This window comes from Mycoplasma sp. 613B (genome assembly GCF_054343485.1).
In genome coordinates this window covers 1-15,872 of sequence record NZ_JBTGVH010000023.1, presented here as the reverse complement: position 1 = coordinate 15,872, position 15,872 = coordinate 1, and the positions used below count along the sequence as shown (strand labels likewise).

Annotated in this window: 16 protein-coding genes; 15 read left to right on the top strand and 1 reads right to left on the bottom strand. The window is 25.2% G+C overall.

Going from position 1 to position 15,872, the window contains the following annotated elements; all coding sequences use genetic code 4:
* On the bottom strand, positions 1-1,394 hold a 1,394-nt coding region (locus ACXX87_RS03625; protein ID WP_458573292.1), incomplete at its 3' end, for an IS1634 family transposase.
* Positions 1,395-1,663: 269 nt separating this feature from the next.
* Here ACXX87_RS03625 and ACXX87_RS03620 point away from each other — a divergent pair.
* From ACXX87_RS03620 to ACXX87_RS03550, 15 genes are all read left to right on the top strand, one after another.
* A complete protein-coding gene (locus ACXX87_RS03620) occupies positions 1,664-2,236 on the top strand; it encodes a hypothetical protein (protein WP_436358936.1) in 573 nt (190 codons plus the stop codon).
* A 157-nt stretch (positions 2,237-2,393) separates the two neighbouring features.
* On the top strand, positions 2,394-3,074 hold the full coding sequence (locus ACXX87_RS03615) for a nuclease-related domain-containing protein (RefSeq protein WP_436358937.1): 681 nt from the start codon (positions 2,394-2,396) through the stop codon (positions 3,072-3,074).
* A 3-nt stretch (positions 3,075-3,077) separates the two neighbouring features.
* Positions 3,078-3,785, top strand: coding sequence for a M48 metallopeptidase family protein (locus ACXX87_RS03610; RefSeq protein ID WP_458561156.1), 708 nt, complete (start codon positions 3,078-3,080; stop codon positions 3,783-3,785).
* A gap of 1 nt (position 3,786) precedes the next feature.
* Complete coding sequence (gene cysS / locus ACXX87_RS03605; protein WP_458573291.1) at positions 3,787-4,992, top strand: cysteine--tRNA ligase; 1,206 nt, start codon at positions 3,787-3,789, stop codon at positions 4,990-4,992.
* A 50-nt stretch (positions 4,993-5,042) separates the two neighbouring features.
* Positions 5,043-5,723: a 23S rRNA (guanosine(2251)-2'-O)-methyltransferase RlmB gene (rlmB, locus tag ACXX87_RS03600; protein ID WP_458561158.1), complete on the top strand. Its 681-nt coding sequence runs from the start codon at positions 5,043-5,045 to the stop codon at positions 5,721-5,723.
* Positions 5,724-5,736: 13 nt separating this feature from the next.
* Positions 5,737-6,246, top strand: coding sequence for a hypothetical protein (locus tag ACXX87_RS03595; RefSeq protein WP_458573290.1), 510 nt, complete (start codon positions 5,737-5,739; stop codon positions 6,244-6,246).
* A 29-nt stretch (positions 6,247-6,275) separates the two neighbouring features.
* Positions 6,276-6,419 (top strand): 50S ribosomal protein L33, encoded by a 144-nt coding sequence (gene rpmG / locus ACXX87_RS03590; RefSeq protein WP_458573289.1) that lies wholly within the window; start codon positions 6,276-6,278, stop codon positions 6,417-6,419.
* A complete protein-coding gene (gene secE / locus ACXX87_RS03585; RefSeq protein ID WP_458573288.1) occupies positions 6,419-6,631 on the top strand; it encodes a preprotein translocase subunit SecE in 213 nt (70 codons plus the stop codon). Before rpmG ends, secE begins: the two co-directional genes overlap by 1 nt.
* Before the next feature lie 3 nt (positions 6,632-6,634).
* Positions 6,635-7,216 (top strand): transcription termination/antitermination protein NusG, encoded by a 582-nt coding sequence (nusG, locus tag ACXX87_RS03580; protein WP_436358944.1) that lies wholly within the window; start codon positions 6,635-6,637, stop codon positions 7,214-7,216.
* Between the two features lie 182 nt (positions 7,217-7,398).
* The gene (locus tag ACXX87_RS03575; protein WP_458573287.1) at positions 7,399-8,991 is read left to right on the top strand and encodes a BMP family ABC transporter substrate-binding protein; all 1,593 of its coding nucleotides are present in this window, start codon (positions 7,399-7,401) and stop codon (positions 8,989-8,991) included.
* 113 nt (positions 8,992-9,104) lie between these two features.
* Positions 9,105-10,661: an ABC transporter ATP-binding protein gene (locus ACXX87_RS03570; RefSeq protein ID WP_458573286.1), complete on the top strand. Its 1,557-nt coding sequence runs from the start codon at positions 9,105-9,107 to the stop codon at positions 10,659-10,661.
* Complete coding sequence (locus tag ACXX87_RS03565) at positions 10,654-12,552, top strand: ABC transporter permease subunit (protein ID WP_458559223.1); 1,899 nt, start codon at positions 10,654-10,656, stop codon at positions 12,550-12,552. The genes ACXX87_RS03570 and ACXX87_RS03565 overlap by 8 nt, the downstream gene beginning before the upstream one ends.
* Position 12,553: 1 nt before the next feature.
* Positions 12,554-13,486: an ABC transporter permease gene (locus tag ACXX87_RS03560; RefSeq protein ID WP_458573285.1), complete on the top strand. Its 933-nt coding sequence runs from the start codon at positions 12,554-12,556 to the stop codon at positions 13,484-13,486.
* 62 nt (positions 13,487-13,548) lie between these two features.
* The gene (locus tag ACXX87_RS03555; protein ID WP_436358949.1) at positions 13,549-15,090 is read left to right on the top strand and encodes an LppA-related lipoprotein; all 1,542 of its coding nucleotides are present in this window, start codon (positions 13,549-13,551) and stop codon (positions 15,088-15,090) included.
* Positions 15,077-15,802 (top strand): class I SAM-dependent methyltransferase, encoded by a 726-nt coding sequence (locus ACXX87_RS03550; protein ID WP_436358950.1) that lies wholly within the window; start codon positions 15,077-15,079, stop codon positions 15,800-15,802. The genes ACXX87_RS03555 and ACXX87_RS03550 overlap by 14 nt, the downstream gene beginning before the upstream one ends.
* The last annotated feature ends 70 nt before the right edge of the window (positions 15,803-15,872 follow it).

The window sequence follows — 15,872 nt, the reverse complement described above, 5'->3', positions numbered from 1 at the left end:
ATAAAATGTCCTAAAATATGAGAATCTTTTCATACATAAATTGGTCTAACTTTTAATGTATCTTTTAATGTTCTGAAGTTTTCTTCAATTTGTCATTGTTTATGATATATTTCAATAATTTCTAATGGACTTAAATCAAGTCTTGAGGTTTCATAAACATAAAGTCCATCAAATTTCTCATCTTCTATGATTTTTTCATAATCGAGTTCAAATTCCATTGAACCCACTCTTTTAAAGAATTTATATTTTTTAATTCCAATAATTTCTTCTGCATTAACTCTTCCGATTTTATTTTGTTTCTTTTGGAAATTCTTGATTAATATTTTTCTTTCTTCATAATCTTTTTTTGCTTTTGATGTACTAAAAGCAACTATTCTTCTTCTGATTTTTTCATTCACTCTTTTGCCGTTTCAATGGGAATTATAGTGATATTCTTTATATTTTAATCCTTTATTTATATCCACAAATCCTTCTTGGTTTAAAGCAAATTCTTTGAATTCTTTACTTGAAGATTTTAATCTATAGGAAATTATAAAATCGATATTTTTTTGCTCTAAATAACGGATATTTCTGTTTATTGACATCCCCTTATCAGCAATAATAGTTACTTTTTTAAGGTTGTAAGTTCTTTTCATTTCTTCAATAAAAGGAATCATTGTACTTGAATCTGCTGTATTTCCTTTAAAAACCTTTATAAAAATAGGAATTCCATTTTTATCAGTAGTCATTCCAATAACAACTTGATCTTCTTTGAATTTTCCGTCTTTTGAATATCCAGGAATTCTTAAACCAGTTCTTTGAAAACTTTCAAAATAAACAGTTGATGAATCATAAAAAACTAATTCAACATCTCTACCTGTTTCATCTGTAATAATGTTATTTAAATTGGAAAAAATTTCTTTTTCATTATTTACCAAAACATCAAGAAATCTGTAAAAAGAATTTTTAGAAACGCTTATATTATTATCAAATTTTTCTTTGTTTTTAAATCTTTGAAAAATGCTTTGTTCATAAAGGATTTTCGAAGCTATTTGATATTCTAAAATTCCTTCTAAATCTTTATGTTTGCTTTCTTTTAAAGAATTAAATATATTTAATTTTCTAACTACATTGTAAATTAGATTTATTTCAGTCATTTTAAGAAATTTTTCAATATTATCCTTTTTAATTTCATTCAATAAAATATTTTTTATTTCTTCTGCTGAGTTTTTAGGATCGATTTCTCTTAATTTCTTTCTCATTATCTCTAGATATTTAGGATTTATTTTTTCTAATTTTTCAACATTTCCTAAACTTGCAATTTTTTTATAACCTTTTTTATTTTCTCAATATTTTACAACAGTTGCATATTTAGCATTCCCATTACTGCATTCAAGTATAAAATGATTTTTCATATTTCAATTATACCATAATAGAAAGATTTTCAAAGAAAAAAATTGTTTTTTTTAATACATAGTATTAAATATGTGAAAAAAATAAAAAAATCCCGTCAACTGGGAAAGACGGGAAAGTCAAAAAAGCAAAAAAAGACATTTTTTTATAAAAAAAGAATGTTTTTTTTTTTTTTTGCAAATTCAAAATTTAAAGTTATAAAATTAATTTGTATTAAAAGAAGAATTATTTTTTTAATATATTGTTATAGACAATAAAAATAAGGAGAAAAATGAAAAAAAACTTAAAAAATGTATTTTTAACCCTAGGAACAAGTGTTACTGCTTTAACAGGTTTTGCTTTTGTAGTTTCATGTGGAGAAACTAAAAAACCAACAGTAACGCCTGAAACACCAGCTACTGAAGAAAAAGTGGTATCAATCAGCGAAGAATCTAAAACATTTAAAACACAAACAACAAATTTTGATAAATATAAATTTGTATTTGACAAAGTTTTAAGTAACGATAAAGGTTTTGAATTTGATTTATCATTAATAGATACATCAGCATCACACAAAGACGCAACACCAGTTAAACATGACAATGGTACAAAACAATTTACTTTAGAATTAAAAGAATTAGATGAAAATGGTAATTTAAAAGTTGGAGGTAAAACTTTCACTGCTACTTCTACATTAGTTGAAAAACAAAAATGAGGTAATTCAGAATTACCTGTAAGCCCACGTTATAACTTTAAATTTTCATATGACACAAGTACAACTTTAGAAATGAAAAAACACTTTTCTTCATTAGGTATTTCTTCCTTAAAATATGATACAAACACAGTAATTACTTTAGAAAAATAACAAAGTAATATTAAAATAGTGAATAATTTTTTAATTTTATATAAAAATGAAAAATTATTGACAAATTATTTTTAGACAAGATATTTATTTATCTTGTCTTTTTCTTTTTATTTGTAAAGACAAAATAGTATAATTTAAATAAAAATAAAGGGGAAAAATGAATCAAGAGCAAATATCGGTAATTGCAGGAATTAGTGTAAGTATGTTTTTGATGCTTTTAATAACTTTCTTTTTGCTTTTTTTAAGGTTTAAATATTTTAAAAAAATGTCTAAACAAGAGCAACTAGGTTTAGAAGCAGAAAAAAATATTAATTTTCTTTTAAGAAAATGAGCAGAAAAAAATAATTTTTATTTTTTAGAAAGCAGTTTGTATAAATACAACGATAATCAATTGTTTGAAGTTGATGGAATATTATTAACAAACAAAGCAATTATTATTGTAGAAATAAAATCAATAAATGGCGTTATTAAAGGAAATTCAACAGAAAAAACACTAAATAAAGTCTTAGGAAATAAGAGTTTTGAAATTTCTAATCCTATTTATCAAAATGATAAGCATATTTATCATATAAAAAAAATGTTAGATGGAAATTTTCCTATTCTTTCTTTAATTGTGTTTTCAAACAGAGCACAAAGGTTAGAAATAGAAAATGAGTTAGCTTATGTTATCATTTGCTTAGAAGATGAACTCAATCAAATTCTTTTTGATATAAACACTTCATTAGAAGAAAGAATAAACCCAGAAACTCTAAAAGCTATTAAAGAAGCTTTTGAAAAATATCAAACAAATAATAAAAAAGATTATTTAGCATTAAAATCTTTTTCAACAAGTAGGTAAAATATGGAAAGTAAAGAAAAACAAAAAGTATCAAGAGAATTAATAATTGATAATTTAGCAATTAAAGTTGAGCAAGAAGTAACTACTTCAAATACCCAAAAAATAGCATTAAAAAAAGATTTTATTTTAGTTAAAAATGAAAAAATACTTGATGATGAACAATTAATAGAATTTATTAGACCTTTTTTTAATAAATATAAAGATAAAATAATAACTACTTTATTTACAAAAGATATAGATTTAGACAATAGATATTTTTATTTATTTGGAGAAAAAATTCATTGCCTTTTTGATTTATTTTTTGGAAAATATAAATTCGTTCCTTTAAGAACTGGTTTTCAACCAAGACTCTTAAAAACTAAAAAGCAAGTAATAGAATATATAGAAGAAATTAGAAAAAGAGAGTTATTAAAATATTTATTAGTGAGATTAACAAACATCGAAAAAGAAATGGGAATAAAACATCAGAATAGAGTATTTGTAAGAGTTAAAAAATCTACTTGAGGTACTAATCATATTTTTAGAAAAGAAATTTATTTTTCAGAAGCATTATCCCCTTTTTCCAAAGATATCATTGATTCAGTAATTTACCACGAATTAGCTCATTGTTTTGTCCCTAATCATTCAAAAGAATTTTGAGATATAGTATATAAATACTGTCCTGATTATGACCAAAAAACTAAAAAATTAAACAATAAGGAATATCAATAAAATGAAAGAAGAAAATATTTATTTATGTGGTCCAACAGTTTATAACCATGTGCATATTGGAAATATGCGCTCTCTTGTTTTTATAGATATTTTAAATAGAGTTAAAAAATACTTTAATTACCAAATAAATTATCTTCACAACATCACTGATATTGATGATAAAATCATACAAAAAGCAATTGAAGAAAATAAAAGCGAAAAAGAAATCAGTGAATTTTATTATCAAGAATATCTAAAGTTATTTAAAATTTATAATGTTGTTAAACCAACTAAAATTTTAAAAATTACAGATAAACTAGACTGAATTCAAAATTACATTAAAGAATTATTAGATAACAAAAATGCTTATAAAAGTGAAGGTAATGTTTTTTTTGATGTTAAAACAATAAATAATTATGGAATTCTTTCTAATCGAAAATTGGAAGATATGAAAAACGAAGAAGACACTTCTTTAAAAAAGAAAAATATACAGGATTTTTCTTTATGAAAGAATACAGAATTAGGCATAAAATATGATTCTGAATTTGGACAAGGGCGTCCAGGATGACATACAGAATGTTGTGCAATGATTTATTATTACTTTAATAAAAAAACCATTAATATTCATGCTGGTGGTGTTGATTTACTTTTTCCTCATCATGAAAATGAAAATGCACAGCATTTTGCTTTAACTAATAAAGCAATTGCCAAGGAATGAATTCATGCTGGTTTTATTAATAAAAATGGCTACAAAATGTCTAAATCATTAGGAAATATTTTGCTTGCAAAAGATTTTGCTTTTTTATACGGACCTGACACTTTTAGAAATATTATTTTAACAACTAATATTTTTACTCCTGTTGATTTAAGTGATGAACTTATTATTTCTAATAAAAATAAAATTCAACAATTAACTAAATCATACTATCAATTTCTTTTAGAAAAAAGTAATTTAGTAATTGATACTTTTAAGATTGAAAAAATAATGCAATTATTTCTTGAATTGAAATTTGCACAAGCAAATAAAGAAATAAGTGAAATACAAAAAAATAAAGACTTTGCAACTTTATTTGAAATTTATAGACTACTTGGATTTAATTATGTTAATTTACAATTAGATCAAGAAATTAAAGAAATTTATTATAAATGAAAAGAACTAAAAGAACAGAAAAAATACGATCAAGCAGATAAATTAAGAGTAATCTTATATGAAAAAAATATTTTATAAACAAATAATGGAAAAATAAATAAAAGAAAGAAGAAAAGAGAGTTTAAATAATGGCAAAATATATTTGTGGGAAAAATTCAGTATTGGATGCAATAAAACATAAATTACCAATAATTCAAATTTTTTCTTCAAGACCTGAAGAGTTAATCAAAGTACAAAAAGATATTAAAGTTATAAAAAAAGATTACAAATATTTAGATAATCTGACAAAAGAAAACCATCAAGGTTTTATTGCACAAATCAGTGATATTGAAACACATGATTTAAATGTTATATTTAAAGATAAACCAGAAAAAATCTTAATTTTAGATCATATTCAAGACCCACACAATTTCGGAGCAATAATAAGAACAGCAAATGCCAGTGGAATTAATCATATTATTTTTCCTAAAGAACGTTCTGTCGATATTACCCCAACAGTTTTAAAAGTATCATCTGGTGGATTTATAAATATGAAATTTATTAAAGTTGCATCTATTAGTGCAACAATAACTAAACTAAAAGAAAAAAAATTCTGAATTTATGGAACAACTTTAAGTTCCAATTCCATCGATATTAATCAAACAACATTTAACTATCCACTGGCATTAATTTTAGGTTCCGAAGCAAATGGGATATCTAAAAGTGTAGAAAAAATGTGTGATCAAAATATTTATATCCCTTTAAAAGGAACTGTGCAATCACTAAATGTATCAGTAGCAGCCGGAATTGTTTTATTTAAATTAAAGTAAAACAAAGGAAAAGATGAACAAATCAGAAAAGGAAATAGAAAAATATAAAGAACTAGTAATCGCAGCTTCTAAAAATGTTTTTAGCAAATTTAAATACATTCCTTTAACTTGAGAAGATATTAATATTTATGGTTTATCCATCGTTTTAGAAGTAGCACAAATAGCAAAGAAATATAATCAAGAAGACAAAAAAGGTGTAATTTATGCAATCTTGTTTAATAAATTAATGACTTATGCTAAATCATTTACTAAAAATAATTCTAAAATAATGAATTTTAGTATTTCATTTGAAGATGAAATTTTAACCAAACTAGAAGCAGAAAATTCAAAAGAATACCTTTTTAAAGAAGATTGTCAAAGGTTTTTTAAAAAGTTTTCTCATGAAGAATTAAATATCTTAAATTTATATTATCTTAATAAAAAAACAGTTAAGGAAATATCTAATCAGTTCTATACATCATCCTTTAAAATTAAAAGGTTTTTAGAAAAAGTAAAACTCGAAGCAGTTGAATATTTCAAATAATTGCAAAAATAATATATAATTAATAAACTATGTCTAAAGAAAAAATTGCATTAGCTTGTGAAGTTTGCAAGTCAAAAAATTATGTTAAAAATAAATCTGTGTTTGATAGATTAGTAATCAACAAGTTTTGCAGAAAATGCAATTCTCAAACTTTACACAAGGAAGAAAAATAATGAAAGAAAAAAGAAACAAAAAGAAAAGAGAAAAAAAATATTATTTCAGAAATTGAATTAAAGAAATAAAAAGAATTAAGTGACCAAAAGCTAAAGATGCTAATAAAAATTTTATGTGAACTATTATCTTTGTGGTTGTTTGTTCAATTTTATTTGTTTCTATTTCTTTCGTTGCAACTTTAATTTGAAATTCAATAGGAGTAGGTTTTTAAATAATGGAAAAAGAAAATTTTAAATGATATATGATTTCAACAATATCAGGAAAAGAAGAACAAGTTATTGAGTCTTTAAATAACAGAATAAAATCAGAGTTTTTAGATAGTATTTTTGAAGAAATTAAAATGTTTACGGTACCACATTTAACTCAAAAAGAAATCGATAAAAAAATAAAAGGGGAACCATTTGTTGTAAAAACAGAGAATCTGTATAAAGGTTACATTTTTGCTAAAATGCTTATGACCGATGATGCCTGATTTATTGTTCGTAATACTCAATATGTTACTGGACTTGTTGGTTCATCAGGAAAAGGAGCTAAACCAACACCAGTTTCTAACCGCGAAATCAAAAAAATGTTTGAAGCAGAAAAAAAAGGTTGAGAAAAATATAATGCTGGAATCATTGATTCACCTTTCAAACCTAATGTCGTAGTTAGAGTTATTGAAGGTAGTTTTGAAGGCGAAGAAGGAACAATCATAGAAACTGATGATAGATTAGGTGATTCTTGAGTAGAAATTGAAATATTTGGTAGAAAAACTCCTACAAAATTTTCTCATAAACAATTAGAAGTAGTAAAATAGTTCAAAAATTCAAAAAATTTGCATTTTTTTCAATAAAATGCATTTTTTTATTTCACTTTTATGCAAAAAATTCAAAAAGTGGTAAAATTAATGTATATGATATTCAAATTTTCGAAAAATTTCAAATATTAAGTGAATATTATATATATTAAAAATAATAAATAATAAAATAAAGGAATAATATGAAATTAAGTAAAAAATTATTATTAGGACTAGGTGGAACATTAACAGGATTTGCAACTTTAGCAACCGTTGTTTCATGTGGAGATAAAAACAATTACTATACAACTGATTACTCAGGTATTAAAAAATTAGTAGAACAAAAAGCTCCAGAAATCAAAAAAGCAATCGCTGATAAAAATGCTAAAGAATTGAAAATTACTTTATTAACAGCTGGAGGAAATGTTAATGATAAATCATTTAACCAATCAGCTTGAGAAGCAATTTCTCAATTATCATTCCAAACAGAATCAAAAGCTAATAAATATGTATTAGGAGATTCATCTAACTTAGAAAAAAGTTACAATTCATTATTAACAACTGATTCTAATGTTTGAGTACTAACTGGATTCCAACAATCAGGTGCTTTTTCAAACTGATATAAAGTAAATAAAGATAAATTTAACCAAAAAGGAATTATTGTTATTGCAATTGACTGAGATTTACAAGATTCTGAATTACCATCAGGTAGATTTATTTCATTAAACTACAACACAGATGAAGCAGGATGAATTGCAGGTTATGCAACAGCAGATTACTTCTCAACTAAAGAAACTGATGATGCAAAAAGAAAAGTTGCAGCATTTGGTGGAGGATTAGGAGCTGGAGTTACTGATTTTATTGCAGGATACTTAACAGGAATTAAATACTACAATGCTAATAATCCTAAAGTTACAAAATTAACAGCAGATACATTAACTTTAGATACAGGATTTAAAGCAGATTCAACATCAACACCAAAAGTTAATACAGTAGTAACAACAGGAACACCAAAAGTTGTTTTACCAGTAGCTGGAAGTTTAACTTCTACAACTATTGATCAAATCCAAAAATCAAATAAAGGTCAATTTGTAATCGGTGTGGATACAGATCAATCATTAACTTTTGAAGCTTCAAAAACACTATTCTTTACATCAATTGAAAAAAGAATTGGAAATACCTTATTTAGAGTATTAGCTGACTTATTTACTAAAAAAGGAGCATCTTCAGATATTATTTCAACATTTGCTGAAGGAACAAAAAATGCTCATGTTAAATTAGGATACTGAGATGATTTTGTTGGATTAGCAAAATCACAAATTAGCGACAAAGCTGCAGCAGATGCTTCATTAGACAAAGCTGCAGCAAAATTCAAAGAACTTGTTACAAAAGAACATAAAGAAACTGCTAAAACTCTTTTAAGCATTCCAGTAATGGACCCAGCAGGTGCAGCAACTAACCAAACTGAATTAGATAAATTAGCTGCAGAAATTAACAAACAAACAGGAAAAGCAGCAACAGCAGAACAACCTACTCCACCAGCAGATGGAGCAGGAGCACCACAGGGGGGGGCAAATAACAACCCACAAAATCCTGCTGGAGGAAATGCAGCTGGTTCAACAACTGGAACACAAAATGGTTCTGGACAAGCTGATGGGGCAGGGACTCAATCGGGAACAGGAACTCCTTCAGGGCAAACTACTCCAACTTCAGGTACAAGTGAAGAAGGAAGTCAATCACAAGGAAGTAACACTGCTTCTCAACCTGCTAATAACACAGCACACCAAGGTTCATAATCTTATTAAAACAATCCAATAATCTACTATAACAATTAGATTAAAATAAAAAAATAACTTTTATGTTATTTTTTTATTTGTTTATTTGTTAAAATTATATAGGAAAGAGAAAAATGGAAAATACAGTTAATAAAGTAGAAAATGCAATTGAATTTATTAATGTTACAAAAGAATTTGGAACTATAATTGCCAATAAGAACATTAATATTAAGATCAAAAAAGGTACCATTCACGCTTTAATTGGTGAAAATGGTGCTGGAAAAAGTACTTTAATGTCAATTCTATTCGGTCTTTATACACCTACTAGTGGTCAAATCAAAATAAATGGACACAGTATGTATATTAAAGATCCTAACCAAGCTAATGATTTGGGAATTGGTATGGTTCATCAACATTTTAAACTCGTTGATGCATATACTAATTTAGAAAACATTATTTTAGGTGATGAATTTACACATAGAGGTTTTTTAGATAAAAAATTAGCAATTCAAAAAATACAAACTATACAAAAAAAATATAATTTAAATTTCGATTTAAATCAAAAAACAGGTGATGCTACTGTTTCTACACAACAAAAAGTAGAAATTATGAAAATGCTTTACCGTGATGCTGAAATTCTTGTGTTTGATGAACCTACTGCGGTTCTAAACCCACAAGAAATTGAAGGTTTATTAGAAACAATGAAAATCTTTAGAGAAAATGGAAAAACAATTATTTTTATTTCTCATAAATTAAATGAAGTTAAATCAGTTTCTGATGAAGCAACTGTTATTAGACACGGAGAAGTTGTTGGACACTTTAATTCTTTAAAAAATGTTTCAATTTCGGAAATTTCAGAAGCAATGGTTGGTAAAAAAGTAGTAATGCCAAAAAACAACACTGAAAATAACTTTACTCAAGTTGGTTTCGAGTTTAGAAGCGTTAGTGCCAAACATCTAAAAGGAATTCAAGACGTTTCATTTACAATCAATAAAGGTGAAATTCTAGCAATTGCTGGAGTTGAAGGTAACGGACAAGAAGAAATTGAATTTGTTGCTTCAGGGATGTTAAAACCTTCACATGGTAACGTTATCCTTTATAAAGAAGATGAAAAAGGTCAAATTCTTGAAAAAGATATCACTCATATGTCTGTAAGTAAAAAGAAAGAAGAAGGAATTTCATATATTCCAGGTGATAGACATAAATATGGTTTAGTTTTAGATTTTACAATTGGAGATAATTCAATAATTAGAAGACTAAAAGATAAATTATTTAAAAATTTAGGAATTTTATCAACTAAAAAAATTCACAATTTTTATAAAGAAATACAAACTGAATATGATGTTCGTGGTGGAAGAGATGGAAAATCCAAAGCTAGATCATTATCAGGTGGAAACCAACAAAAAGCAATTGTTGGTCGTGAGATGTTAACTGAACATAATTTTATTATCATTGTTCAACCAACTCGTGGATTAGATGTTGGAGCAATTAACATTATTCATAACAAAATACTACAAGAAAAAGCAGCAGGTAAAACTATTTTACTAATATCTTACGAATTAGATGAAATTTTTGCTTTAGCAGATTCAGTAGTAGTTATTAACAAAGGAAAAGTTTCAGACAAAAGAGATGTAAAAAATATTACAAGAAACGAAATAGGATTATTAATGGCAGGAGTACACAATGAATAAAGTAGAAGAAAAGAAAATATCTTTATTTAAAAGATTTTCAAACTTCTTTTTTGAAGAAGATAATACAAATGCAAGAAAGAAAATATTTAGTTCTTTATGAGCATTATTCTTTGGAATGATAATTGCTTCTATCTTTATTGCATCTTTAGGTTCTAATCCGTTTGAAATTTATTATCAAATTATAAATTCTTCATTAAAAGAAGAGTTTATTTATAGATTCTTAATTACTATTTCAGTATTTATATTTGCATCGGTTGCTGTTGGTGTTGGATTTAAAGCATCGATGTTCAATATAGGAATACCAGGTCAAATGATGGCTTCAGGTCTTGTTTGTTTTGTTGTGGTAAGTTATTTAGGTTCAACCAGTAATACCGAAATAGTTGTTAAAGGATGACATTTAATAGTTGGACTTTTAGCAGGATTAGTTGCAGCAGTTTTTGTAGGGATGATTGCTGGATTACTAAAAGCATTCTTTAACATAAATGAAGTTATTTCAACAATTTTATTAAATTGAATTATTTACTATATTGCTTATCAATTACTTGTTGGGAAAATTCAAGGTCTTCCTTTTACTTTACCTCCAGGTTTAACAGATTTACCAATATCTAAAAAAATAATTTTTGAAAATGATTTCTTTAATTCACAAGCATTTGCAGGAATTTTATTAGGACTATCATTTATTTTTGCTATAACAGTTTGATTTATAATCAAAAAAACACCTATTGGTTATAAAATTAAAATGACTGGATTTAACAAAAATGCTTCTAAATATTCTGGAACAAATGAAAAATTATTAATTATATCTATTTTAAGCGTTTCAGCAGTTTTAGCAGGAATAGCAGGATTTCTTTGATTTGTTTTCTCAAGACAAAATCTACCTATACTTTCATCTCCCGAACCTTTAGGATTTGATGCAATAGCAGTTTCCTTGCTTGCTTATAATTCACCTATAGGAATTATTTTCACAGCAATATTCTATTCACTTTTAACAGTTGGTTCAGATAATATTCAAATTTTAAATCCAAAATTAGATGCACAAGCTGTTCAAATGATTTCAGGACTAATCATTTATTTTGCTGCTATCGCTGTAATTTTCTTTAAATTTAAACCAGTTTCTAAATTTATTAAATTTGTTTTCTTAGTTAAAAGCCATTATTTCTATCATGAAAATAGAAAAATTTATGAATATAAACAACTAAGATCAAAAATCAAAAAACAAATAAAAAATAAAAATAATTCTTCAGAAACAATTGAGTTATGAAGTAAAAGATTAGAAATTTTAAATGATTATATTAAACACTTGCAAAATTTACATAAAGAAAAACCTTATGTATTTAAAAAAGCAAAAGCAGAATATATTCAAGAATTTATAAACTTTAAAAATAACAACCCATTAAGTAAAAATGCTACAATTAATGAATATATTAAACATCTTGAAAAAGAATTATTAATTAATACAAGATTTTTAAATAAATTATCCAATTTATCAAAAGAACATAAAATTAGTATATTTAAAGCATATTGATTTAGTAAAAAAATCATGAGAAAAAACAATAAATTATCTGTTAAAATAATCGAATTAACAAACGAACCAAACAAAATACAATGAAAAGTTCTTCAAAATGAACTTAAATCTGATTTTTTTAAAAAAGCTATGAATCAAAAAGACATTAATGAAGAGCAAAAAATTGAGTTATTTAGAGAATTATCTGAAAAAAGAAGAGAAATTAACAAACAACTTTCTGAACTTGGTTTTTATGACTTAAAAGTTTTAAAAGACCAATACAAGGCAAATAGAGTTGAATTAAAAGCTCAATACACCAAAGAAAAAGATTTAATTGTTCAAAATATGAAAAACGAACACAAATGAATTAGAATTGAGGTAATATAAAATGGCAATATTTTCAATAATTTTAGTTTCATCAGCTTTACTGTTTGTTATTCTTGGTTTTTCAGCACTTTCTGGAATGTTCAGTGAAAGAGTTGGAATTGTTAATATCGGAATTGAAGGGATGTTAATAATTGGTGCTACTGTTTATGGATTACTTAATTATTTATTTAAAGTAGAAAGCGCTTGAATGCAAATACCATTATTAATAATTTCTTCATTGGCAACTGCTTTATTTGCATTATTGCATGGTTTTGTTACCATTAAATTAAAAGGAGATCATATTATTTCAGGGGTTGCAATAAACTTATTAGCTCCTGCATTAAGTATTTTCTTCTTAAGAACTTTTGGAGATGCTAATAAATTCTCGCAATATACACAAGAATTAGCATGATCTCAAGATTCATTCGCAAATCTCAAAAATATTGTTTCTCTTAAATTAGCTTTAATATTAGTTATATTTCTTGTTGCACTAATAACATTAAATAAAACAAAATGAGGTTTAAGACTAAAAGCTATCGGAGAAAATCCACAAGCAGCAGATGTTGCTGGAATTAATGTTAATTTCTACAAATGACAAGGATTAATTATTTCTGGATTACTTGCAGGACTTGGAGGAGGAATCTTCTATCAATGAAAAGGAATTAGTTTTACAGGAAATGCTGGTGGATTTGGATTCTTAGCTCTTACTATTTTAATTATGGGTAGATGAAGAACATCATGAATCTTCTTTGTAACTATAATCTTCTCATTAATTTACGGAACAGCTTTAACATTACAAGCATCAAGCACAGGAGTGTTAGCAGCTGCAAGTCAATATGGTTTCTTAATTACAGCTACACCATTCTTGATTACAATATTTATTTTAATATTTACATCGAAAAGAGCTATTGCTCCAGCTGCAGTTGGACAACCATATGACAAATCAAAACGTTAAATTTAAAGCAAACCAAAAATGGTTTGTTTTTTTATTACTTTAAAAGTGATAAAATAATAATTATGAAAAAAAATAAAAATCATTTTAAATTTTGAAAATCATTTATAGTTTTATCGCCTATTACTTTATCTTTAGTAGCATGTGGGCAGAATAAAACTGAAAAAACAACAAATGAAGATTCAATAAAACCAGAACAACCAAAAATCACAAATCCAAGTGAAAATACAAATACTTCAACAAATACAATTCCCAATACACAAACAGGAAATAATAATTCTTCCAATAACAATCTAAACAATGATAAAAACACCAATATACAGCAAAATACAGATGTTTTCGCTTCGTTAAAGGATTTTCCAACAATACTAGAAGTAACAGAAAGAAATAAAGAATTAGACGCACTTTCTTTTTATTATAAATATAAAGATGCTCCTGATTTAATTTCTCAAAACATCGCAATTAAATGAGAATTGCAAGAAGAATATAAGATAAGAGCTACTTTTCCAAATACTGATAAAATCAATAATTCAACAGGAAAAATTAGTGATTTAGTTTTAACTTTTACTAAAAATAATCAAGATAAAAATATCACTATATCTTTACAAGGATTTAAAACTAATTCAACAAATACAGTTGATGAAAGAGAAAACTTTTTAACAAAAAAAGATTTAAATGGCTCAAGCGTAATAAAACTATTTGCTTCTTTAGTTGCTTCAATGCTGCAATATAATTCAAATATTGATAGTTTTAGAGAATTGCAAAATTCATCAACAAGCGATGATTTTACTTTAAATTATGAATATTTAGGATCTGGAAATAAAGAAAATTTAAAACAACTTTTCAAAGACAAAAATATTGTTTTAAATCCTTCATTAAGTGCTTTATTTTTTGAAAAACACGAAGATTCAACTAAACCAAAATATAATTATGAAGTTGTTGGGGTATCTGCTAATGATTTAGAAGGGACTATGCAAGTTGAAGTCTCTATCAAGCAAATTGATAATAATACAGGAGTTACTGATTCTTATCATAAATATTTTGAATTTTCAGGATTTAGAAAATTTGCAAAAGATCAAAATGGTAATTTAATTTCTAATCCATTTTCAGTTTATTTACTTGAAAATGAAGCAATAGAAATAATTAATAAGTATAAACTAAAATCCAAAATTGAAAATAGCATTAGTAATATGAATATAACTAATGAAAAACAAAAAATAACACTTTCTATTACAAACCAAGAAAAAGATACACTAAAAAATGCTATATTTAATAAATTGTTAATTGCTGTTTATGATCAAGAAAAAGAAAAAATCTATAACAACTGAGATAATTTACCAAGAGCAACTAAGTTTATAGCAAGAAAAGATAAAACTTCAATATATCCTTTTATAACATCAATTACAAAAGAGATTATTGAAAATGTTGACTTTTATGTATTTAAAGAAACTAACTCTGAAGAAAATAAAATAATAATGCAACTTGAATTAAAGATTTTTCCTTTTGTTTCTAGTTCTATTAATGACTTAAGATCTATTACTTTTTCAGATCAAGAAATACACTGAACAAAAGACTTAATTGAATTTAATTTAAATGAACTTAAATAATAAAAAAGTTTTTCAAGAAAGAAAAACAGTTGAAAGATATAAAAAAGACTTTCAAGAAATAGGATTGTGAGAATCAGAAAAATTTTTAATTGATAAATATTTTCCAAATAAAGAATTAAAAATTTTAGATTTAGGTTGTGGTGTTGGTAGAACAACATTTGCTCTTTATGAACTTGGTTATCAAAATATAGTTGCCATTGATATTTCACAAAATATGATCGAAAAAGCAAAAGAAATCAATTTATCCAAAAAATATAATATTGAATTTAAAGTTGAAGATGCATCAAGATTATCTTTTAAAGATAATTCTTTTGATTATGTTTTATTTTCCTTTAATGGTTGACCTGGAATACCAAGTGAAAAATCCAGAATAAACGCTTTAAAAGAAGTATTTAGAGTTTTAAAAGAAAAGGGAATATTCATTTTTTCTTGTCACGATAGAGAAGAAGTAGAATATTTAGAATATTATAAAAACTTTATAGAAGAATGTAAAAATGAATTTAGATTTGAAAAATATGGTGATTTTATTTTCAAAAACGAAGATAAAATTTGTGATTTTTTACATTTATATTCTAAAAATGAATTAAAAACAATTCTTGAAAATCAAAATTTTGAAATTTTAGATATCATAAGTCGCGATGAACATTTTAAAGAAAGTAAAAAAATTTTAGAAATTTCAGACAATACAAATTTTTGAATAGTAAAAAAATAAGGATAGGAGTCCTTATTCCTTAAATGAAATATAAAGTGCACCAGTGTTTTTATAACCTATTTGTATTTTA